Annotated in this window: 21 protein-coding genes; 8 read left to right on the plus strand and 13 right to left on the minus strand. The window is 67.3% G+C overall.

All coding sequences use genetic code 11. The annotated features are described in order from the left end of the window. The first annotated feature begins 75 nt into the window (after positions 1-75). Both ACP5M5_RS08205 and ACP5M5_RS08210 read left to right on the plus strand, forming a co-directional pair. Positions 76-1,515 carry a hypothetical protein gene (locus ACP5M5_RS08205; RefSeq protein ID WP_427936634.1) on the plus strand — a complete coding sequence of 480 codons (1,440 nt, stop codon included), beginning with the start codon at positions 76-78 and terminating at the stop codon, positions 1,513-1,515. A 1-nt stretch (position 1,516) separates the two neighbouring features. Continuing rightward, on the plus strand, positions 1,517-2,209 hold the full coding sequence (locus ACP5M5_RS08210) for a hypothetical protein (RefSeq protein ID WP_427936635.1): 693 nt from the start codon (positions 1,517-1,519) through the stop codon (positions 2,207-2,209). On the opposite strand, the gene ACP5M5_RS08215 is transcribed toward ACP5M5_RS08210, so the two are convergent. Further along, a complete protein-coding gene (locus ACP5M5_RS08215) occupies positions 2,184-3,506 on the minus strand; it encodes an MFS transporter (RefSeq protein WP_427936636.1) in 1,323 nt (440 codons plus the stop codon). The two genes, ACP5M5_RS08210 and ACP5M5_RS08215, sit on opposite strands and share 26 nt — an antisense overlap. Before the next feature lie 16 nt (positions 3,507-3,522). Next, a complete protein-coding gene (gene guaB, locus ACP5M5_RS08220; RefSeq protein ID WP_427936637.1) occupies positions 3,523-5,043 on the minus strand; it encodes an IMP dehydrogenase in 1,521 nt (506 codons plus the stop codon). A 175-nt stretch (positions 5,044-5,218) separates the two neighbouring features. Here guaB and ACP5M5_RS08225 point away from each other — a divergent pair, with 175 nt between their 5' ends. Further along, a complete protein-coding gene (locus tag ACP5M5_RS08225) occupies positions 5,219-6,142 on the plus strand; it encodes a hydrogen peroxide-inducible genes activator (RefSeq protein WP_427936638.1) in 924 nt (307 codons plus the stop codon). Here the strand turns inward: ACP5M5_RS08225 and ACP5M5_RS08230 are convergent. The 4 genes from ACP5M5_RS08230 to ACP5M5_RS08245 all read right to left on the minus strand — a co-directional run bounded on the left by ACP5M5_RS08230 (position 6,085) and on the right by ACP5M5_RS08245 (position 9,066). Next, the gene (locus tag ACP5M5_RS08230; RefSeq protein WP_427936639.1) at positions 6,085-7,317 is read right to left on the minus strand and encodes a CynX/NimT family MFS transporter; all 1,233 of its coding nucleotides are present in this window, start codon (positions 7,315-7,317) and stop codon (positions 6,085-6,087) included. The genes ACP5M5_RS08225 and ACP5M5_RS08230 overlap by 58 nt on opposite strands. Before the next feature lie 12 nt (positions 7,318-7,329). Next, entirely contained in the window at positions 7,330-8,337 is a 1,008-nt protein-coding gene (locus ACP5M5_RS08235; protein ID WP_427936640.1) for an enoyl-CoA hydratase/isomerase family protein, read from the minus strand. Positions 8,338-8,407: 70 nt separating this feature from the next. Further along, the gene (locus ACP5M5_RS08240; protein ID WP_427936641.1) at positions 8,408-8,791 is read right to left on the minus strand and encodes a hypothetical protein; all 384 of its coding nucleotides are present in this window, start codon (positions 8,789-8,791) and stop codon (positions 8,408-8,410) included. A 17-nt stretch (positions 8,792-8,808) separates the two neighbouring features. Continuing rightward, positions 8,809-9,066, minus strand: coding sequence for a hypothetical protein (locus ACP5M5_RS08245; RefSeq protein WP_427936642.1), 258 nt, complete (start codon positions 9,064-9,066; stop codon positions 8,809-8,811). 104 nt (positions 9,067-9,170) lie between these two features. Between ACP5M5_RS08245 and ACP5M5_RS08250 the strand changes: the two genes are divergently transcribed. From ACP5M5_RS08250 to ACP5M5_RS08265, 4 genes are all read left to right on the plus strand, one after another. Continuing rightward, entirely contained in the window at positions 9,171-10,331 is a 1,161-nt protein-coding gene (locus ACP5M5_RS08250) for an ATP-binding cassette domain-containing protein (protein WP_427936643.1), read from the plus strand. After that, on the plus strand, positions 10,328-11,404 hold the full coding sequence (locus ACP5M5_RS08255; protein WP_427936644.1) for an extracellular solute-binding protein: 1,077 nt from the start codon (positions 10,328-10,330) through the stop codon (positions 11,402-11,404). The genes ACP5M5_RS08250 and ACP5M5_RS08255 overlap by 4 nt, the downstream gene beginning before the upstream one ends. Positions 11,405-11,465: 61 nt before the next feature. Beyond that, positions 11,466-11,963 (plus strand): disulfide bond formation protein B, encoded by a 498-nt coding sequence (locus ACP5M5_RS08260; protein ID WP_427936645.1) that lies wholly within the window; start codon positions 11,466-11,468, stop codon positions 11,961-11,963. Beyond that, the gene (locus tag ACP5M5_RS08265; RefSeq protein ID WP_427936646.1) at positions 11,960-12,505 is read left to right on the plus strand and encodes a demethoxyubiquinone hydroxylase family protein; all 546 of its coding nucleotides are present in this window, start codon (positions 11,960-11,962) and stop codon (positions 12,503-12,505) included. Before ACP5M5_RS08260 ends, ACP5M5_RS08265 begins: the two co-directional genes overlap by 4 nt. An 84-nt stretch (positions 12,506-12,589) precedes the next feature. Here the strand turns inward: ACP5M5_RS08265 and ACP5M5_RS08270 are convergent, their stop codons facing one another. Beyond that, on the minus strand, positions 12,590-13,861 hold the full coding sequence (locus ACP5M5_RS08270) for an MFS transporter (RefSeq protein ID WP_427936647.1): 1,272 nt from the start codon (positions 13,859-13,861) through the stop codon (positions 12,590-12,592). A gap of 140 nt (positions 13,862-14,001) precedes the next feature. Here ACP5M5_RS08270 and ACP5M5_RS08275 point away from each other — a divergent pair, with 140 nt between their 5' ends. Then, positions 14,002-14,865, plus strand: a complete 864-nt coding sequence (locus ACP5M5_RS08275) for a glycosyltransferase family 2 protein (RefSeq protein WP_427936648.1) — start codon at positions 14,002-14,004, stop codon at positions 14,863-14,865. A gap of 9 nt (positions 14,866-14,874) precedes the next feature. On the opposite strand, the gene ACP5M5_RS08280 is transcribed toward ACP5M5_RS08275, so the two are convergent. From ACP5M5_RS08280 to ACP5M5_RS08305, 6 genes are all read right to left on the minus strand, one after another. Then, entirely contained in the window at positions 14,875-15,579 is a 705-nt protein-coding gene (locus tag ACP5M5_RS08280) for an ABC transporter ATP-binding protein (RefSeq protein WP_427936649.1), read from the minus strand. A gap of 2 nt (positions 15,580-15,581) precedes the next feature. Then, positions 15,582-16,337: an ABC transporter ATP-binding protein gene (locus ACP5M5_RS08285; RefSeq protein WP_427936650.1), complete on the minus strand. Its 756-nt coding sequence runs from the start codon at positions 16,335-16,337 to the stop codon at positions 15,582-15,584. Further along, a complete protein-coding gene (locus tag ACP5M5_RS08290) occupies positions 16,334-17,281 on the minus strand; it encodes a branched-chain amino acid ABC transporter permease (protein ID WP_427936651.1) in 948 nt (315 codons plus the stop codon). Before ACP5M5_RS08290 ends, ACP5M5_RS08285 begins: the two co-directional genes overlap by 4 nt. Further along, entirely contained in the window at positions 17,278-18,162 is an 885-nt protein-coding gene (locus tag ACP5M5_RS08295; protein WP_427936652.1) for a branched-chain amino acid ABC transporter permease, read from the minus strand. The genes ACP5M5_RS08290 and ACP5M5_RS08295 overlap by 4 nt, the downstream gene beginning before the upstream one ends. A 9-nt stretch (positions 18,163-18,171) precedes the next feature. Further along, entirely contained in the window at positions 18,172-19,401 is a 1,230-nt protein-coding gene (locus ACP5M5_RS08300; RefSeq protein WP_427936653.1) for an ABC transporter substrate-binding protein, read from the minus strand. Positions 19,402-19,555: 154 nt separating this feature from the next. Then, on the minus strand, positions 19,556-21,652 hold the full coding sequence (locus tag ACP5M5_RS08305) for a molybdopterin-containing oxidoreductase family protein (protein WP_427936654.1): 2,097 nt from the start codon (positions 21,650-21,652) through the stop codon (positions 19,556-19,558). Between the last annotated feature and the right edge of the window lie 95 nt (positions 21,653-21,747).

The raw sequence follows: 21,747 nt of genomic DNA on the forward strand, positions 1-21,747 counted from the left end.
GCGTGATGGCGGCCGGCGGCGAGCGCCCCGGCCGCGCCGTTGCTGGCCCTAATGGGAGCGGCGCCTGAGCGTTTCATGGCGGCGCGCGCCGCTGTGCCGCTGAGCGGTGTTTGCTATGGGCTGGTCTGGCTCGGAACGCTGCTTTCTGAGATCGCCGGCTTGCCGCTCGCCGGCAATGCCGCGGGGCTGTTCTTGCTCGTGTTCCTCGTCTTGGAATGGCCGCGCCAGAGCCGCTATGCCCGCCTCGTGCTGGTCGGTTTTGCCGCCGCCGGCGGGGTCGGCATCGCGCTTTCGGTGCAGAGCGGCGCGGCGGCGATCGGCCTCTTTCTGACCGGCTGGCGGCGCGGCGCGGCGCTCGCGGCTTTCTATTTCGCGCTCGCGGCCCTGCGCGACGCGGCGGAAACCAGCCCGCTTTTTCGCCGCTCGGGGCGGCTTCTACTCGCCCAACCGCCGGGGCGGCGTTACGCCGCGCTCACCATCGGCGGCCATCTTTTTGGTATCATCCTCTCCTATGGCGCGATCGACCTGCTCGGCGCCATGGTCAGCCGAACCCGTGCCGAGGGGACGCCGGTGGCGCTGCCGGCGCGGCGCATGATGCTCGCCATCAATCGCGGCTTTTGCACGGTGAATGCCTGGAATCCGCTCAATGTGATGACCGCGGTGGTGACGACGGCGGTGCCGGCGGCGCCAATGCGACTCTTGATGCCGCTCGGCCTGGTTGCCGCGCTGTTGATGATGGCGATCGGCTGGGCGGAGGATCGCTGGCGCTGGCGGCGGCAGGTGGAACGAACAACATCGCCGAAAGTTGCGATCGGGTGGGCGGAGCCGCTGCGCCTGATCGGCCTGGTCGGGCTGGTCATGGTGCTTGCCGCGGCCGCCAATGCCGCCCTCGGCGGCGGGCTGATCGTCGCGGTGACTTTGGTTGTGCCGCTGGTCGCGCTGATCTGGGTCGGGACGCAGACATGGGGTGGCATCGCTCAGCTCGGCGCGGTCGGTGTCAAGCCGGCCGCCCTGCCGGCCTGGCTCAGCCGGCGCGGTCGGCGCTTCATCGCCCGCGCGCCGGCGTTTCGCGCCGAGGCCCTGGTGCTCGGCGCGTCCGGCTTCATGGGGGTGGCGCTCGGCGGGGCATTGTCTGGCGCCGGCCTGGCGCCGCGCCTCTCTGGCGTGCCGCCGCTTACGATCCCGCTCGCAGTGCCGCCCCTCCTCATGCTCACCGGGCAGATCGGGCTCAATCCGATCGCGGTCGTCGCGCTCATAGGTGCGGCGATACCCAACCCCGCGGCGCTCGGCATCGCGCCTGCCGCGCTCGCCTTCGCCTGCATGCTCGGCTGGGCGCTCGCGGTCTCGGTGACGCCGATGTCAGCGAGCGCGATCACCACCGCGCGCTGGCTCCATGTCTCGCCCTGGCGGGTGAGCACGGTCTGGAACGCCGGCTTCGCCGCCGCCGCACTCGTGCTTGCCTGGGGCGCGATCGGTGCCATATCGTTCGCGATGGAAAGCCGAGCAGGAGGGTAGAATGTCGACACGGCGCGGTTTTCTCAGTCTGGCGGCCCTCGTGCTCGCCGGCTGTGCCGCCAAGACGATTCCGGCAACCGCCCACCTGCCACGCCCGGCGCGCATCTATGTCGAGGATTTCCATGCCCCCGCGGCAACCGCCTTGGTTGACACCAATCAGTTCAGCTATGTCATGGAAGGTCTCGATTATCCGCGCGATACCCATTCGCGTGAAGCCGATGCCGCGGCGGCACAAGCGGCGGTGCGCGAGACACTGATCAGCGAACTCCGTGCCTTGGGTTTTGATGCCCGCCCCGGCTCACCAGCGACTTTCTCGGGCGATGCTGTCATCATCGCCGGCAGCATCACCAATATCATCGAGGCGCTGCCGAGCCAGCTCGCGACCCTCGAGGTTGGCGCGCCGAGAAGCCAGGTGAACGCGCGCAGCGTCGTTCTCTACCGGCCGGCCGGCCAAGCGCCGCGGCGCTGGCAAGAATTCACCGTCAACGCGCCGGTGGTGCCTTCGCCAGAGGAGGCACAGACCAGCGCGGGCGCCTATGGCACGTCGATCGCTTATCTTCCGCCCCAATCGGCCGATATCCGCACCCGCGACGTCGCGCTCCAGGCGCATCGCCTCGCCTTGCGGCTGGTTGACCGTCTTCGCACGCTGTTCGCTGCCGAGGGCTGGCTCAGTCCGACGCCTGCGGCGAAATGACGGCGATCACCTCCCGCTGCGGGCGCGGGCGGAAGCCGGCGACCAAAATCAGCGACAATAGCGCCGACGCGACGAGATAGAACGCCGGCACGAAGCGGCTCGCGGTGAGCCCCGAGAGCCAGGTGACGGTGAGCGGCGCAAGCCCCCCGAACAAGGTGACCGAGAGATTATAGCTGATCGAAAGCCCGGTCGAGCGCACCCGCGGCGGGAAAAAGCTGCCGAGCAAGCCCGGGATCGGCCCGGCGACGCACCCGAGGATGAGGGTCGCGATCACCTGCACAAAAAACAGGTTGAGCCGGCTCGGATGGGCGAGCACGAACGCGAATAGCGGATAGGTCAGCAGGGCGGCGGCGATGACGGCGGGAAAAAACACCCGATAAGGGCCGATGCGGTCGGCGAGCGCGCCGGCGGCCGGGTTCACCACCATGTTGACCAGCCCACACACGGCGATGCCGGCCAACGGTGCTGCGAGCGGCAGGTGCAGCGTGCGCACGACATAGACGGGGAGGTAGGAGTTCCAGAGATAGGTCGAAGCGGTGCCGCAGACGATGGTGCCGATGGCGCAGAGCAGCGGGCCGCGGTAATCGGCGAGCACCAGCGCGAGCGGCGCGCGCTCGGTCCGCGCCTTCGCCTGCCGGCGTGCCTCGAGGAATTCCGGCGCGTCGGCGACGCGGCGGCGGATATAGAACCCGGCCGGCCCGACCAACCCGCCGAGCAGGAACGGCACCCGCCAGCCCCAGGCATTGAGCGCCGGTGGCGAGAGGAGGGTGGTGAGCAGGAACGCCATGCCGGCGGCGAGCGCGACCGCGAAGGATTGCGCGACCATCTGAAAGGCGCCGAAATAATGCCGCCGCCCGGCCGGGGCGTATTCGACCAAGAGCGCGGTCGAGGACGCGAATTCGCCGCCCACCGAAAGCCCTTGCAACACCCGCGCCGTCACCACCAGGATCGGCGCAGCGATGCCGATCGCAGCATAGCTCGGGGTGATGCCGAGCATCACCGTGCCGATCGCCATCACCGCGATGAGCATGGAAAGCGCCTTCTGCCGCCCGGCGTGATCGGCATAGATCCCGATCAAAACCCCGCCGAACGGGCGCACGACGAAGCCGACGCCGAAGGTCGCGAAGGTCAGGATCAGCGAAAGCTCGGGATTACGCGCCGGGAAGAACACCTCGGCGATCACCGCGGCGAAAAATCCGTAAATGAGAAAGTCGAACCATTCGAGGCCATTGCCGATCACCGAGGCGATCACCGCGCGGCGGAGCGTTGCGGCATCGGGGGGATTTACTATCGCCATCGGCGGCGTTTCGCTCTCAGTCCTGGCGGTAATTGGGGGCTTCGCGGTCGAGCGCGACGTCATGCACGTGGCTTTCGCGCAAACCAGCACCGGTGATGCGGCGGAAACGGGCGGATTTCTGCAGCTCGGCGATGCTGGCAGCGCCCGTATAGCCCATGCCGGCGCGCAAGCCCCCGACCAGTTGATGCACCACCGCCGCGACCGGCCCCTTGTAGCCGACCCGCCCCTCCACCCCCTCGGGCACCAGTTTTAGCGTGTCCTTGACCTCCTGCTGAAAATACCGATCGGCCGAGCCGCGCGCCATCGCGCCGATGCTGCCCATGCCGCGATAGGATTTGTAAGACCGCCCCTGATAGAGGAAAACTTCGCCCGGCGCCTCATCGGTGCCCGCGAGGAGGCTTCCGATCATCACGCAATCGGCGCCGGCGCCGATCGCTTTGACGATGTCGCCGGAATGGCGGATGCCACCATCGGCGATCGCCGGCACGCCCGCCGCATGGCACGCCGCCGAGGTCTCGCGCACCGCCGAGAATTGCGGCATCCCGACCCCGGCGACGACGCGCGTCGTGCAAATACTGCCCGGCCCGATCCCGATCTTCACCGCGTCCGCCCCAGCCTCGATCAGGGCACGGGCGCCCTCGGGCGTTGCGACATTGCCGGCGATCACCTGAACCGCGTTGGAGAGCTGCTTGATCGCCGCAACCGCGCGCAAAACGCCGGCGGAGTGGCCATGCGCGGTATCGACGATGATCACATCGGTTTCCGCCGCGACCAGAGCCCGCGCCCGCGCCTCACCATCCTCGCCGACGCCGGTCGCCGCGGCGACGCGGAGCCGCCCGAGCGCGTCCTTGTTGGCGAGCGGATGCGCCTGCGCCTTGTCCATGTCTTTGACGGTGATGAGGCCGATGCAGCGATAGGCGTCATCCACCACCAAAAGCTTCTCGATGCGGTGACGATGGAGAAGATGCCGCGCCTCCTCATGCCCGACCTCGGCCGGTACCGTCACCAGATTTTCCCGCGTCATCAGCTCATAGACTTTGAGCGCGGGGTCGGTTGCAAAGCGCACGTCGCGGTTGGTGAGAATGCCGACCAGGCGCCCAGTCTCGCGCTCCACCACCGGCACGCCGGAGATATGATGCATCGCCATCAGGGCACGAGCCTCGGCGAGGGTTTGGTCGGGATGGATGGTAAGCGGGTTGACCACCATCCCGGATTCGAATTTCTTGACCCGCCGCACGTGCGCCGCCTGGTCCTCGATCGAGAGATTCTTGTGGATGACCCCAAGGCCGCCATGCTGGGCCATGGCGATCGCCATCGGCGCCTCAGTCACGGTGTCCATCGCCGCCGCGATCAGCGGGATGTTGAGGGTGATCTCGCGTGTAAGACGCGTCCGGGTGTCGGCGGTGGTCGGCAGGATTTCGGAATAGGCAGGGACGATCAGCACGTCATCGAAGGTCAGCGCCTCCTCAATCGGCGCACGCGTGGCGGCCTCCGAGGGGCGTTCGGGAATTGTGGGGGCGAGGGTATCGGGGGCCATGGCGGCAACAACCTTTCCGCGACTTTGGCAACCCCCCTTAATGACGCCGGCGGGGGAGCGCAAGCGCGACCAGCGACGGTCAGAAATTCGTCACGCGGCGCGCGGCTCGCCGCCATGGCGCGCCGGCGCGCGCCGCGATAAGCTGCGGCGCTCTCATCTCGCGTTCGAGCCAACGATGACCCCGCTGCCCTCGCCGCAACAATTGCGTTATCTGCTCGCGCTTGCCGAGCATCAGCATTTCGGCCGCGCGGCACAGGCCTGCGCGGTGACGCAATCCACGCTCTCGGCCGGCATTCTGATGCTGGAACATCAGCTCGACGCCGAAATCCTCGATCGCGGCATGGGCAAGCGGGTAGTGTTCACGGCGCTTGGGCGCGAACTGGTCGAACGGGCGCGAGCGGCGATGGCGGCGCTGCAGGAGGTGGTCGAGGCGGCGGTTTCGGCGCATGCGCCGATGAGCGGGCCGCTTCGCCTCGGCATCATCCCGACCATCAGCCCCTTCCTGCTGCCACGGCTGATGCCGCGGCTGCGCGCCGCCTTCGCGCATCTCCGCCTGTTTCTGCGCGAGGATACCACGACGCGCCTCATCGAGCGCCTGCGCGAGGGGCAGCTCGACGCGCTGATTCTCGCGCTGCCTTGCGATTGCGTGGGGGCGGAGACACTGGCGGTGGCGCGCGACCGGTTTCTCGTCGCCCTGCCGCCCAATCATCTGCTCGCATCCCGCAGCGAGGTGCCGGCCGCAGCCCTCGCCACCGAACCGCTTCTTCTCCTCGAAGACGGGCATTGCCTGCGCGACCAAGCCCTCGCCGCCTGCGGCCTGCTCGACACCGGGGGAGAGCATGAGGCCGATTTCGCCGCAACCAGCCTCCATACCCTGGTGCAGATGGTGGCGGGCGGGCTTGGCGTGACGCTGCTCCCCGAACTCGCCATCGCCGGCGGCGTCACGGCCGGGGCGGATCTGGTATTGCGTCCGCTCGGCGGCGAGGGGGCGTGGCGCACGATCGGGCTTGCCTGGCGCCAGGGGGCAGCGCGTGAGGCCGATTATCGGGCGCTGGCGCCGGTGATCGCGGCGGCGCTGTCGGGCGTCTTGCCGACATAGAGCGCCCGCCCCGCACCGGCGCCGCTCCAGGCCAACGCCGCGCCGATCACGGTGATCCAGACGGCGACCAGCGTCCAGCCGCCGCTCATGCTGTGCAGCAGCCCGGCAAGCAATGGGCCGAACGAGGCGAGAAGATAGCCGATCCCCTGCGCCATCGCCGAAAGCTGCGCCGCGACCAGGGCATCGCGGGCGCGGAGCACGATCAGCATCAAAGCAACGCCGAACAAGCCGCCCTGGCTCAACCCGAGGACGCAAGCCGCCAGCCACAGCGTCGCCGGCGGCGCAAACAGACAGGCGAGCAGCGAGATCACCGCCAGCGCCGAGAAAAACACCGCAACAAAGCGCTGGTCGCGGCCGCGCGCGGCAAGGCTTGGGGCGATTAGCGAGGTCACCGCCTGGCCGAGAATGGAGAGCGACAGCAGATAGCCGGCGGCCTCCGGGCTCAGCCCGCGATCGCGCAAAATCGGCGCGAGCCAGCCGAACACCAGATAGGCGAGCGCCGATTGCAGCCCCATGAACAACGTCACCTGCCACGCGAGCAGATCGCGCCAGAGCGAGCGCGGCCGGGCGATATGGCGCACCCCCGCCTCCTGCCGCCGTGCCCCCGCCGCCCACAGGAGAAGCGCGAGCAACGCGGGCAGCGCCCAGGCGGCGAGCGCGAGCGACCAGGAGCCACCGAGCCAGCGCTGCAGCGGCACCGTCACCCCGGCAGCCAGCGCCGCGCCAAGGCAAAGCGACATGGTGAACAGCCCGGTCATCAGCGCGGTATGGCCGCGAAAATCACGCTTCATCAGCGCCGGCGCCAACACATTGATCGCGGCGATGCCAAGACAGGCGAGGGTCTGCGCGGCAAACAGCGCAGGAGCGCCTGCGAGACCACGCAGAGCGGTCCCGAGGGTGAGCGCACCCAGCATCAGCAACACTGTGCGCTCGTCGCCGATGCGGCGGCTGAAGACCGGGGCGAGCGGGCTGAAAAGACCAAAGCAGAGCGAAGGGAGGGTGGTCAGCATGCTTGTCGCCCATGGCGAAAGCCCGCTCGCCCGCGCCGCCTCGGGCAGCACCGGGCCAAGGCTCGCGATCGGGATGCGGAGATTGAAGCCGATCAGCACCAGACCGGCGCCGAGCAGAAAACGGCGGCGCGGGTTGAGACCGCCGTCCCCTTCGGCGCGTGTCACCGCCTTGCCCGCTCAGGCGAAAAGGGCTGCGATCGCAGACGGATCGACCTCGGCGAGGGTCGCCGGCTGCCAGCGCGGCGCGCGGTCCTTGTCCACCACCATGGCGCGCACGCCCTCGAGAAAATCGGGGTGGCGGGTGATCCGCCGTGTCAGCGCCAATTCCTGCGCGAGACAGGCGGAAAGCGTCCGCGCCGCGCCGCGCCGGAGCAGGGCGAAGGACCAGGCGAGCGCCGACGGCGAGCGGGCGCTGAGCGTTTTCAGCGTCTCCTCGGCGAACGCCGTTCCCGCCGACTCGAGGGCGGCGATAATCTCGGGGACGGAGGCTTCGCCGAAACAGCGATCAATCAGCGCCCGGTGCGGCGCGAGGCTGAACGGCGGCAGCGAGGCGGCGAACCCGGCGACGGCGGCGGGACCATCGGCGATGATCGCGCGTTCGAGATCGGGAAACGCCGCGCGCGGCACGAAATGGGTGGCAAGGCCGGCATAGACGGCGTCCGCCCCGCGCAATTCGGCGCCGGTGAGCGCGAGATACATGCCAATCTCGCCGGGAAGACGCGGCAAAAAATAGCTCGCGCCGATATCGGGAAAGAAGCCGATCCCGGTCTCGGGCATGGCGAAGCGGCCATGCTCGCTCGTGACCCGGATGTCGCCATGGACGGAGACACCAATGCCGCCGCCCATGCAAATGCCGTCGATCAGCGCGATGTAGGGCTTGGGATAGCTCGCGATGCCCTCGTTGAGGGCGTATTCGTCGGCGAAGAAGCGCTCGATCGCACTCCCCTCCCCGGCCAGCGCCGCTTCGCGGATCGCACGGATGTCGCCGCCGGCGCAGAAGGCGCGCTCGCCGGCGCCGGTGATCAGCACCGCCTGCACCGAAGGCGCTTCGCGCCAACCCGCCAGAGCCTCGGCCAGCCCCGCGATCATGCCGAGATCGAGCGCATTCAGCGCCCGCGGCCGGTTCAATTCGAGCCGGCCAACCCTTCCCTCGTGCCAAACACGAAGGTTTGCCGCTTCACCCATCGCTTGTTCGTCTCCTCGCTCGTGCCGTGCCGGCGCCCCTATACAGGCTGGGGCACGCCAAGGCGAGGGATCAGCGCCGCCGCGTCTCGCGCCAGAGGCGGCGGAGAGCCGCGAGCAGCATTGGCGGCGATTCGGCGCGGAGTTCGGCAAGCGCCGCGCGCCGCAGCGCCTCCGCTTCGGCGGCCAAGCGTGCGCCGCCGCGTGCGGCAAAAAAAAGCAGAACCAGGGCGAGGGCGAGGTCGAGGCTGGCGAGAGTGAGGGCAGCGCCGATCACACCGAGGCGCGCCGCAAGCCAGAGAACCGCCGCGGCATGGCCGAGGGCAAGCGCAAACAACAGGAAAATCAGTGCGACAAACGCCAGCGCCGCTTGGCGCAGCCGGGCCCGCGCAAGCACCCGCCAACGGAGCCCCTCCGCCGCCAGCGCGATCCGCGCGAGATGAAACGCCCGCCGCACCTCAATCGCCGCCTTGCTCAGCGCGCAAAACGGCCGATGACGAACCCGGCGAGGCCAGCGATCAACAAAGCGGTCAGCGGCCGCTCGCGCACTTTTCCCGCCACCAGCTCGGATTGCTGGCAGACCGCATCCCCCATCTCTCGCGCCATGGTCTCGGCCGTGCGCGCCGTTTGTCGCACCTTTTCTTCGGCCCCGGCGCGGAGCGTCTCGATCTCGGCGCGCAGCCGTGCGATTTCGGCGGCGGCGGCGTCTTCGGCGGGCTTGGCGTTGCTCATCGCGTGATCTCCATGACTTTTATATAACGAAAACATAACAATCTACGAAGGGAGGTTGCCTTCCCTTGCCACCCCATACGAAAACGCTCTTTGCGATGCAGTCAATGACCCTCTCAGATCCCGGGCGGATTCCGGCGGTGGCCGCGTTCGCGAACGAGGCCGACAGGTTTCTCGATCTCAGCAACCTCGTGCCGCACGATCAGGCGGCCGCGGGCGGGCTCCAGCCGTTTTCCCTCACCGCGCGGCGGGGCGAGAAACTCTGTCTGCTCGCACGCGAGGGCGAGGCGGCGCGCGCCGTGCTCGCCATGGTCGCGGGCGTGCGCCGGCCGGCGGCGGGCGAGGTCATCGTCAATGGCCGCCGCCTGCAGGCAACGCCGCCGGGAAAGCGGGGCTTCGGCTATCTCCCGGCGCGGATCACGTTGCCGCGTTTTGGTCGTGCCGGCGCTCATGTGGCGACGGCACTCACCGATCAGCGCCTCAGCCGCGCGGCACGCCAAGCCCACGTCGCGCGTATGCTCGCCCTCGTCGGCCTCACCGAGTGTGGCGCCACGCGGTGTTACGCCCTGACCGCGGGTGAGCGGTTTCGCGCTGCCCTCGCCCGCGCCCTGATCGCCGCGCCGAAACTGCTGCTGATCGAAGAACCGGATGAGGGCTTCGCCGAGCCCGAGCGCCAGATGTTGACAACCCTGCTGCGCGGCAGCCCGGTTGCGTCCGCTCTCACCACCCTGATTGCGGCGCGCACGCCGGCGACGGTGTTCGCTCTCGCCGACCGCGCCCTAGTTCTGCATGAAGGCACGATCGCGCAGAGCGCTTCGCCGCAAAGTCTCTATGACGCGCCGGCCAGTCTCGCGGTCGCCGAGGCGCTCGGCGAGGCGAATGTGCTGAGCGGCGTCCTGGTCGAGAACGACGACGATATCGCACGCGTGCGACTCGACAATGGCGCGATCGTTAGTGGCTCTCTTGCCGAAAGCATCGCGATCGGGCAACGCTCGCTGTTGATGGTCCGGCCGGAGCGGATCGCCGTCGCGGCGATCGCCGCCGAGGAATTGGGGGAGGGGGCGCTTTCCGCCGTGCTTTGCAAAATGATGCCGCTTGGCGCGCAAACCAGGCTTTTCGCATCACTCGGCGGCGGCGTCGATATCATCGTTACGCGTCCCGCGAGTGCGACGCTGCGCGGATTGCAGCCGGGACGCGAAATAGCGATTGCGTGGACCGCGCAGCAGGCTCGCATCTATGCTGCCGCTTCGCCGGCGGATGCGGCATGACGACGCCCAGGAGGCGGCGCGCATCGCGTGGCCGCGGCATTTTTTTTACCGCTCTTTTGTTTGGCACGGTTTGGGCGGGCGCTCATGGCGCGCAGGCGCGTGATTTCACCCTCGCCGCGCCCCCAGGGGCGCTGATCGTGGCGCTGAAAACCGCCTATCTCGATCCTTTTGCATCGGCCAACGGGATCACCGCCAACGGCTTGTCCTGGGATGGCGACTATGCCGATCTGGTACAAAATGCCGGCATCTACACGCCCTGGGACGTGGTGCTGGTGACGATGCCGGTGCTTGAGGAGGGGTGCGCGCGCGGCGTGTTGCAAAAACTCGATTGGAACGCGCTTGGCGGGCGTGACCGCTATCCCGCCTTTGCAACGAGCGATTGCGGCGTTGGCGCATTCATGACCAGTGTCGTTCTGAGCTGGGACAACGACAAGCTGCAAGGCACGCCGAGCTGGGCGGATTTCTGGGATGTTGCGAAATATCCCGGCAAGCGCGGCCTGCGCCGCGATCCGCGCATAACGCTGGAAATCGCGCTCCTCGCCGATGGCGTCGCGGCCGGCGATGTCTATGCCACGCTTCGCACCGAAGACGGCATCAAACGTGCCTTTCGCAAGCTCGATCAACTGCGCCCCTATATCGTCTGGTGGGAAAAACCCGAGGAGGCCGTGCGCATTCTCGGCGAAGGCAAAGTTTTGATGACGATGGCGCCGAGCGCCGAGGTCGCCGCCGCAGACCGCGACGGCACGCATCATTTCGGCCTGCAATGGAATGAAAGCCTCTATCGCGTCAAAAGCTTCGCGATCGTCACCGGCTCGCCGAACATCCCACTTGCGCAGAAATTCCTCGCCTTTGTCGGCGATCCTGGCGCCGAAGCGCGGCTCTTCGCCGCCATCGCCTATGGGCCGCTCGCCAAGGGCGCGCTCGAGCAGATCCCGCCCGAGCGACGCGGGCAAGCGCCGAGCAACCCCGCCAACCTCAAAACCGCGCTCGCCTATGACGAAAATTTCTGGGAGCAAAACGCAGCGAAGCTCACGAGCCGTTTCGAGACTTGGCTCGACCAGTCGCCACACTGAGCCCGCGAGGGTGGCTTGCCCGCGGTTGCGCCGGGGGCGGCGACGGTATTAAGTCTCGGTGATGCGACAAGATCACGTCCGGCGCGCGGCGCTGCTTGCTTTGCTGGCATCCGCGTTTGCGCTCGCGGTCGCGATCGCGAGCGAGCGGCTCGGTGGCCTCGTTCCCTGCGCGCTCTGCCTCGTTGAACGCTGGCCCTACCGGATCGCGATCGTGCTCGCCGCCCTTGCCTTCCTCGCGCCGCCGCGCCCGGCACGCTGGCTGCTTGCCGCCCTCGCCCTGGTGATCCTGGCGGACGCCGCGGTCGCCATCGTGCATGTCGGCGTCGAATGGCATTTCTGGCCGAGCCCGCTGCCCGAATGCGCCGCCCCGCATCTCCACGGCTCGATCGCCGAGCGGCTTGCAGCAATGCCGCTGCGCCCCGCCAAGCCCTGCGATGAGCCGAGCTATTTGATTCCCGGGCTGCCGGTTTCGATGGCGGCGATGAACGGGCTTTACGCCCTGGCGTTTGCTGCCACCCTCCTCACCCATCTCCGCCGCCCTCGGAGCCCCCGACGATGAACGAAACCCGAAGACTCCCCGGCGATCTTCACCCTCGGCGCGCGATCGCCCGCATGCTGCGCGTCGATCATGCCGGCGAATACGGCGCGCTCCGCATCTATGCCGGCCAGCGCGCCGTCCTGCGGCGGCCGGAGACCGACGCCCTGCTCGCCCATATGCAGGCCCAGGAGCAGCACCATCTCGACAGCTTCGCGGCCCTGCTCACCCGCCGCCGGGTGCGGCCGACGGCGCTGTTGCCGCTTTGGCACCTCGCCGGCTTCGCGCTCGGCGCCGCGACGGCCGCACTCGGCGAGCGCGCCGCGATGGCTTGCACGGTCGCGGTCGAGGAAACGATCGACGCCCATTACGCCCGCCAAGCCGCCGCCCTCGGGCCCGAGGAAGCGCCGCTCCGTGACACCATCGAGACCTTTCGGGCGGAGGAATTGGAGCACCGCGATATCGGTCTCGCCCATGACGCCGAGCAGGCGCCGGCCTATCGCCTGCTCTCGGCGGCGATCAAGGCCGGCTGCCGTGTTGCAATTGCGCTCAGCGAGGTTATCTGAAGTAAAGCGTTTGTTCTTTTTTGAAAAAAAGAACCAAAAAACGTTTCTCCGTTAGGCGTTGCCGGCGGCGATGTCCGTGTCGTGTCAGGCGATAGCCGGTGCCCGCCGCCCTCTCGCCGCCAGCGCCGCGAGCGAGGCGAGCAAGCAGGCGATGCCGGCGGTGTAGAAGGCAGGAAGGTAGCTTGCGGTGAGGCTGCGCGAGAGCCCGCCGCCATAAGCCGCGACCGCCGCCCCCAACTGATGCGCCATGAACACCCAGCCGAACACCATCCCGGCCCGCTCGCGCCCAAAGGTCGCCCCGGAGAGCCGCACCGTCGGCGGCACGGTTGCCACCCAGTCGAGCCCATAAAACACCGCAAACAGCGAGAGGCCGTAAAACGTGAAGTTCGAGGAGGGCAGCCAGAGCAGCGAAAGTCCGCGCAGACCATAATACCAGCCGAGCAGGAAACGGCTGTCGAACCGGTCGGTAAGCCAGCCGGAAAAGATCGTGCCGATGAAATCGAACACCCCAATCGCCGCGAGCATCGAGGCGGCGGTGACCTCGGGCAGGCCGAAATCATGGCAAAGCGGAATGAAATGCGTCTGCACCAGGCCGTTGGTGGAAAGCCCGCAGACGAAGAAGGTGAAGAACAGCATCCAAAACATTGGCGAGACGCTGGCATCGGCCAGCGTCACGAGCGCGGCGCGGGCAGGATTGCCCCGGTTTTCCGGCGGCGGTTCGACAAGGCTCTCGCCATAGGCGGGAAGGCCGATCTCGCCCGGGTGGTCGCGCCCGAAAACCAGCATCAGCGTCCCCGCGAATACGCATATCCCGGCCGCCGGCATCACCGCCGCGCGCCAGCCGAGATGGGTTGCGAGAAACGCGGCGATCGGCAGAAACAGCAATTGCCCGGTTGCCGTGCTCGCGGTCAGCATCCCGACGACGAGGCCGCGCCGCGCGACGAACCAGCGATTGGCGACCGTCGCCCCGAGCACGATCGCCGTCATCCCGGTGCCAAGCCCGACCATCACCCCCCAGCCGAGCCAAATCTGCCAGAGCCGGGTCGCGAACGCGGCGATGGTGAGGCCGGCGATGATCAGGATGAGGGCGGCAAACACCACCCGGCGCAGGCCGAAACGCTGCAAAAGTGCCGCCGCGAACGGCGCCGTGAGGCCGAACAGCATGAGACGGAGCGCAAGCGGGCCGGAAATATCGGCGGCACTCCAGCCCATCGCCTGTTCGAGCGGCACGATGAGCACGCCCGGAAGCCCCATCGCTGCCGCGGTCGACAGCATGACGAGAAACGTCACCGCCGCCATCACCCACGCATAATGCACCCCCGCCCTCGCGAGGCGCCGCGCCAGCCACGCCGCCATCGGCTTCTGCCCTTTCAACCCAACGGCGGCGATCCTGGCGATCCCCAGCCCCCCTTGGCAAGCGGGAAATGCCGAGCCGCACGCATGGCAGGTTTTCTGCCACCTGCTATTCTCGCGCAAGAAACACGCTGAGACACCTCATGCCGCCCCGCATTGCCGCCGTCACCATGGTCTATAACGAGCCGGATTTCCTGCCGCTCTGGCGTCGCCATTACACTCGCCTGGTCGGCGCCGAACATTGCCACGTCGTCGATCACGGCTCCGATGACGGCAGCACCGAGGGATTAGGCGCGATTAACCGCCTCCGCCTGCCCCGCTCGCCGCAGGACGATCCCCGCCGCGCCCGCTTCATCTCGCGCTTCTGCGCCGGGCTGCTCGAGTGGTACGATTGGGTGATCTATACCGACGTCGATGAACTCCTGATCCCCGATCCAAGGCTCCATCCCGATCTCGCGACATTTTGTGCCGAGGCGCGGGCCGAGGTGATCCACGCGATCGGGCTCAATCTCCATCATCTGCCCGAGGAGGCGCCGTTCGACGTCACCCGCCCGCTCGGGCCGCAGCGGCGCTGGGTGCGGTTTTCCGGCGCGATGTGCAAGCCGGCGCTGATCCGCAGGCCGGTCGCCTGGGCGCCGGGGTTTCACGGTGCCGACGCGCCGGTGACCTTCGCGCCGCTCTATCTCATCCATCTTCGCTGGTTTGATCATGATGTCGGGCTCCGGCGTCTGGCCAAAACCCGCGCCATGCCCTGGGCAGACGCGGCCGCAGCCCCCTGGCAGCGGGGACCGGACGAGGCGTTCGCCGCACTGTTTTCGGTGTTCGCTGCGCTGCCGCGCCTGCCGGTGGTTGATTTCAGTCTCGCCGCACCACCGATCGATGGGGCGCTGGCCGCCCTCTTGGCCACCCGCGAGCGGTGCGCCGCTGGCCCCTACCCCTTCGATCTCGATTTCAACATCGACGCGCTCTGGCCGCTGCCGCCGCGTCTCCGCGACGCTTTGCCATAGCGGCGGGCATCATACCGAGCAGTAGCGCTCCTTGATCGCCGCATCCGCGAGCAGCGCCCGCGCCCGCCCCTCATGCACGATCACCCCTTGGTCGATGATATAGGCGCGGTCGGCGATTTCCAGCGCCCGTTCGACATTCTGCTCAACCAAGAGAATGGTGGTCCCGGATTTCTTCAGGCGCGCGAAGAGCGCGAACATTTCATCGACCAGCGCCGGCATGATCCCTTCCGATGGCTCATCGAGCATGATCATGCGCGGGCCGGCGATCATCGCACGCGCGATCGCCAGCATCTGCTGCTCGCCGCCGGAAAGCGTCACCGCGATCTGATCGAGGCGCTCGCCAAGACGTGGAAACAGCGCCACCATCGCCGCGATCTCGCTTTCGGCTACGCGAAACCGCTTTGTCGCGATCAGGCCAAGGCGAAGATTTTCGCCGACCGTAAGACCAGGGACGATCCGCCGCTCCTCCGGCACATAAGCAAGACCGCGGCCGAAGCGGGCATAGGCAGGGCGGGCGAGGATGTCTTCCTCGGCAAATAGAACCCGGCCGCGACGACGCGCAATCAGCCCCATCACTGCCTTCAGCGTCGTCGTCTTGCCGGCGCCATTGCGGCCGATGAGACAGACGATCTCGCCCATCCCGACCTCGAAGCTCACCCCCTGCAAGACATGGCTCGGCCCGTACCAGGCGTTGAGATCATGGACGCGGAGCATCCTCAGACCTCCCGCTGGCCGAGATAGACACGGCGAACCTCGGCATTGGCGCGAATTTCCTCCGGCGTGCCGATCGCCAGCACCTCGCCGTGATGGAGCACGAGGACGCGCTCGGCGATGCCCATCACCAGCTTCATCTTGTGCTCGACGAGAATGACGGTATGGGCGGGCACGAGGCCAGCGATCAGGGTCATCATCGCCGCCGTCTCCTCCGGGCTCATCCCCGCCGTCGGCTCATCGAGAAGAAGAAGGCGCGGGCGGCTCGCCAGCGCCATCGCGATCTCGAGCGCCCGCTGCTCGCCATGGGCGAGGCGCCCGGCGATAACGCCGGCGCGATCGCCAAGCCCGACGCGCGCGAGTAGCGCCTCGGCTTCGGCCGCAAAGCGCGGATAGGCCTCGCGCGTGCGCCAGAAATTCAGCCGGATGTCACGCGCCTGTGCGACCGCGCGGACGTTCTCATGCACCGTGAGCTCGGGAAAGATCGAGGTGATTTGGAAGGATTTGGCGATGCCGAGAGCGGCGAAGCGCGATTGCGCAAGGCCGGTGATGTCGCGCCCCTCGAAATAAATCCGCCCCGTGCTTGGCCTCAACGCGCCCGATAAAAGGTTGAAATAGGTGCTTTTGCCGGCGCCGTTGGGGCCGATGATGGCGGTCAGCCGACCACGGTGGAATTCGCAAGTGATGCCCGCGAGAGCCCTGAACCGGCCGAAGAATTTGCCGACAGCCGCGGTGCGGAGAATGACGCTCTCGCCGCTCATGCCGGGCGCCACCGCGCCACCTGCCCCCAAAGACCGCGCCGGAAAAACAGAATGCAGGCCATGAACACGAGACCGACCGGCAATTGCCAATGCGGCGAGACCAGGGCGACGAGATTTTGCAGGAGAAGAAACACCAGCGCACCGAAAAACGGGCCGAAAAACGTCCCCGCGCCGCCGAGGAGGCACATCATCACCACCATGCCGGAATTGCTGTAATCGAGGGTCTCGATCGGCACGATCGCGAGATGCAGCGCCTGCAAACCACCGGCAAGGCCCGAGAACGCACCCGAGAGCACGAACGCCAGCACCTTCACCGCCCGCACATCGACGCCAGAGGCCCGCGCCCGGGCTTCGTTCTCGCGCACCATCTCCATCACCGCGCCGAACGGCGAGGCGAGGATGCGCGACAGCATCGCGAGCGCCGCGGCGACGATCGCGGCGATGACGAAATAGCGGGTCAGCGGGTCGATGAAATCGAGGGTCAGGCCGAAGAGATCGATTTTGCTGAGAACGATGCCGCGGAGGCCATTTTCCCCGCCGGTCACACCGCTCGCCTGATAGGCGATATAATAGACGCATTCGGCCAACGCCAACGTCACCATCGCGAAATAGATGCCGCGCGTGCGCGTCGCCAAAAGGCCGATCACGCCGGCGAGCACCGCGCCGGCGATTAGCCCGAGCGCGAGCGCGCCGTACCAAGGGAGACCAAGGCGAAGCAGCGCGAGCCCGGTCGCGTAAGCGCCGCTGCCGAACAGCGCGGCATGGCCGAAAGAAAGCAGGCCGACATAGCCATAGACGAGATTGAATCCGACCGCGAACAAACCATCGATCAGCACATTGACCGCGGTTGCACGAAACGGCAGCAGGAACGGCAGCGCGAGTAAAAACAGCGCCGCGAGCAGCGCGCGATGGCGGGCGGCACGGGCGAACGAGAGTGCGATCAACTCATCAACCCGGCGCGGCCAAAAAACCCCTGCGGGCGGATCAGCAACACCACCGCCATCAGGACGAAAATCGCGACATCGCCAGCCTCGGGTGCGAACAAAGCGGTGAGCGAGACGATGACGCCGACCACCAAACCGGCGAGGATGGCGCCGGGAAGCGAGCCCATGCCACCGACCACGGTGACGACGAAGGCATCCGCCAGGATCGCGTTGCCCATTTCCGGGCTCACCCCCTGCAAGGGGGCGGCGAGCAGGCCCGCGAGCCCGGCGATCGCGGTGCCAAGCCCGAAGACCAGCCGCCAGATGCGCCCGGTATCGACGCCGAGCACGCGCATGATCTCGGGGTCGCGAGCGCCGGCGCGAATGATCAGGCCGACCCGGGTGCGCTCGAGAAACAACCAGAGCAGCGCCAGGATCGCGACCGTCACCGCGATCACGAACAGGCGATAGAGCGGAAAATAGCCGATGCCGAGATCGACCGCGCCGGCGAGCGCATCGGGGGCATCGAAGGGCAGACCCTGGGTTCCGGCGAAAATGCGGATCAGTTCGACGAGGACATAGGAAAGCCCGAAGGTCAGCAGCAGCGGATCATCGATCCCGCGGCCATAGAGATGGCGCACCAGCCCCCATTCGACCGCCATGCCGAGAAGCCCGGTCAGCACCGGCACGGCGAGAAGTGCCAGCCAGAAATTGCCGCCGAGGCTGAGCACCAGGAACCCAGCATAGGCGCCGAGTGCGAAAAACGCGCCATGGGCGAAATTCACCACCGTCAGCATGCCGAAAATCAGCGACATGCCAATCGCCAGCAGGACATAAACCGCGCCCAGCGCGAGCCCGGTGAAGATCTGCAGCGCCAGCAGGTCGAGAGACAGTCCGGCCATCCCCCGCGCTCAGCCGAGACCCTCTTGCGCGCAGGTTTTCAGCATGTCCTCCCGCCCTGGCACCGTCGCCAGAACAGTGAACACGTCCTCGGGCACGCTGCCATTGGCTTTCGATTCGATGATGAACACCGACTGCACCGATTGATGATCGCAGGCGCGGTAAAATTGCGGCCCTTTGTAGAAATCATATTTCATGCCGGCGAGCGCGGCCGCGACCTTGGCGGTTTCGGTGCTGCCCGCCTTCACCGCCGCGGCCAAAACCGCGCGCACGCCGCTATAGCCGAGCGCGCCGTAATCAGAAGGCAGCCGCCCGTCATAGGTTTTGCGAAACCGGTCATTGAACGCCTTGGCGCTCGCGACCTCGCGCTCGATCCCCCAGTAATAGGAGGTGCCGCCGAGCACGCCCGCGAAAGCTTGGGCGCCGCCAGCGATGCGCGCCGTCTGCAACAATACCGGAGCGACGAGATGGGTCATGCGCTTGAGGCCCGACTCCTCTGCCTGCTTGACGAAAATCTGCTGATCGCGGCCGAAATTGCACAAAAACACGATGTCGGGCCGCAACGCCTGCAGCCGCGGCATCACGGTCGAGAAATCGCGGGTGCCGATCGGCATGTTGATTTCCGCCAATTCCTCGGCGCCGATCTCGGCGCCGACGGCGCGAAAGCCCGCCACCATCTCGTGGCCATAGGCGTAATCGGCGGCGACATAGGCGCAGCGTTTGCCGAACTTGCCGAACGCATAGCGCCCGACCGCGCCCGCCGTCATGTGCGGGGTCATCGCCTCGTGGAACGTGGTCGGGCCCCAATCGGGGGCGTTCACGATCTGATCGGACTGGCTGATGGAATTATAGAGGACGCCGCGCTGTTTGGTGACGGTGTTGACCGCGAGCTGCACCGAGGCCGACAAACTGCCGACAATGAAATCGACATGGTCCTTTTCGATCAGCTCGATGGCGCGGGTCGCCGCTTCGCCGGGGTCGAGCTTGTCGTCGCGCACCAGAAGCTCGGCCCGCCGCCCGCCCAAACCACCGGATTCGTTGAATTCGGCGATCGCGACTTGCGCCGCCCGCACCTGATCGGCGGCTTCGGTCGCGTAGGGGCCGGTAATCGGGACGGGAAAACCGATGCGAATCGGCGCTTCTTCGGCGCGGAGAGCAACGAACGGCGCACCCGCGGCCAAAAACGCCGCGGTTTGCAATACGCTTCGCCGCCCCACGCTGCGGCCCTGCTTGGCTGGCATCGTCATCTCCCCCCGTGTTCTTTGCCGACACTCTATCGGAGCAGAGGCAGCGCGCACAAGCCAGTGCGATCGCCGCTGCGGGCAAAGCGTTTCGCGGGCGGTTTTGTCGAGACCTGCGAGGGAATTCGGAGCGGCGTCAGCGCGCCGCGGAAGATTACGCGGCTGCGGTCAAAACTTCCAGCGGCGTCAGACCCTCGGCGGCCTCGGCGCGGAGCCAGACCGCGGTGTCATGGAACGCGGCCCCGCCCTTGGGGGGTGCTGCGTCATCGCCGGTCAGCGCGTTGATGCCCACTCCGTCAGGGAAATCGGCGCTCGGCCAGATGCTTTCGACGACGATCACCCCTTGTTGCAGCCCATCGAACAGCCGCGCATGGACGCGAACCTCACCGCGCGCGTTGCCGAGCCGCACCAGGCCGCCCTCCTCGATGCCGAGCCGCGCCGCATCCTCGGGATGGATCAGCGCCGCCGGGCGCTGTTCGCGTTTGCGCCCGGTCGGTGTCTCGGTGAAGGTGGTATTCAGGAATTGCCGCGCCGGCGCGGTGACCAGGCGGAAGGGGAATGAAGCCGTCGCGTCCTCGGGCGAGGGCATGTGATCGGGAAGCGGCGGCATCGCCGCGTGGTTCGGCCCGATCGCCGCCCAGTCCGGGGCGAAATGGAACTTGCCGTCGGCATGGCCGAAGCCGTTTAGGAAGTGGCTGGTCGCGAAATCGGGCTGGGCGTCGATCCAACGCGACGCCAGCACGGTTGCGGCGTCCGGCCAGCCCGAGGCGCGCAGCGTCGCGTCGATCAGTTCCATCGCGTTCATCGCAAATCCCGGATGGCGCGCGCCCAACCGCTCGGCCAGCGCACACAAAACCTCATGGTTCGAGCGGCACGCCCCAGGCGGGTCGATCAGCTTCGGGCCGATCTGGAAATGGCTGTGGCCGCCGGCCTGGTAGAGATCGTCATGCTCCATGAACATCGTTGCCGGCAGCACGATATCGGCGAATTTCGCAGTCTCGGTGAGGAATTGCTCATGGACGCAGACAAACAGATCGTCGCGCGCAAACCCGCGCCGGACGCGGTTGGAATTCGGCGCCACCGTCACCGGGTTGGTGTTTTGGATGAGCAGCGCATGCACCTCCGGCCCGTCGCCGAGTTCGCTGCGATCGCCGGTGAGGACGGCGCCGATCCGGCTCATATCCATCTCGCGCACCCGCAATGAGCGGGCATCGAGCCCCTCGATCAGGGTTTTGTCCCAATGGTAGATGTGGCGATTGTTCCAGAACGCGCCGCCCCCCTCGTGCTGCCATTTGCCGGTGACGGTGGGGAGGCAAGTCACCGCGAAAAGATTGGCGGCGCCGTTGCGCAGCCGCGAAAACCCGTAGCCGACGCGGATATAAGCACGCGCGGTCTCGCCGTAGAGCTTCGCGAAGGCCTCGATGGTTTCGACCGAAAGCCCGGTGATCGGCGCCGCCCATTGCGGCCCGCGATGCGCGAGATGGGCCTCGAGCCGGGCCGGGTCATCGCTGTAGCGGGCCATGTAGGCGCGATCGGCATAGCCGTCACGAAACGCGACATGCATGACCGCGCAGGCCAGCGCCGCGTCCGAGCCGGGACGGAGCGGCAGATGGAGATCGGCGAGCTCGGCGGTGCCGGTGCGGTAGGGGTCGATCACCACCAGCTTGGCGCCGCGCTCTTTGCGCGCGCGCGCGATATGGGTCATGACATTGACCTGGGTCGCGACCGGATTGGTGCCCCAGACGACGATCAGATCAGAGCGCGCCATTTCCCGCGGGTCCGGCCCCCAGATCTTGCCGACCCCCGCCTCCCAGCCGGATTCGGCGAGATAGGTGCAGATCGTGGTGCGCTGGCGGGAATAGCCCATGACATGGCGGAGGCGGTTGATCCCGTCGCGCTGCACGAGGCCCATGGTGCCGGCGTAGTAATAAGGCCAGACCGCTTCCGCGCCATGGCGGGCGGCGGTTTCGCTGAACGCGCCGGCGACGCGATCGAGCGCCTCGTCCCACGAGATCGGGGTGAACTGGCCCGATCCCTTGGGACCGGTGCGTCGCAGCGGGGTGGTCAGCCGCGCGGGGTGGTGGATACGCTCGGCATAGCGCGAGACCTTGGCGCAGATGGCGCCAGCCGTGTAGGAATTGGCCGCCGCCCCGCGCACCGCGCCGATCCGAGATCCGTCATGGACCTCGACCTCGAGCGCGCAGGTGGAGGGGCAGTCATGCGGGCAGACGGAGGAACGGATTTCGCGCACCGGGCACTCTTTCACGATCGCAAAACGTGAGTTTAGGTTTCGCTCCGGCTCTTGGCAATGCAGGTCCGTCTCGTTAGGCATCAAGGGGTTTTTCG

The organism is Acidibrevibacterium sp. (genome assembly GCF_049965395.1).
GTDB classification, from domain to species: domain Bacteria; phylum Pseudomonadota; class Alphaproteobacteria; order Acetobacterales; family Acetobacteraceae; genus Acidibrevibacterium; species Acidibrevibacterium fodinaquatile.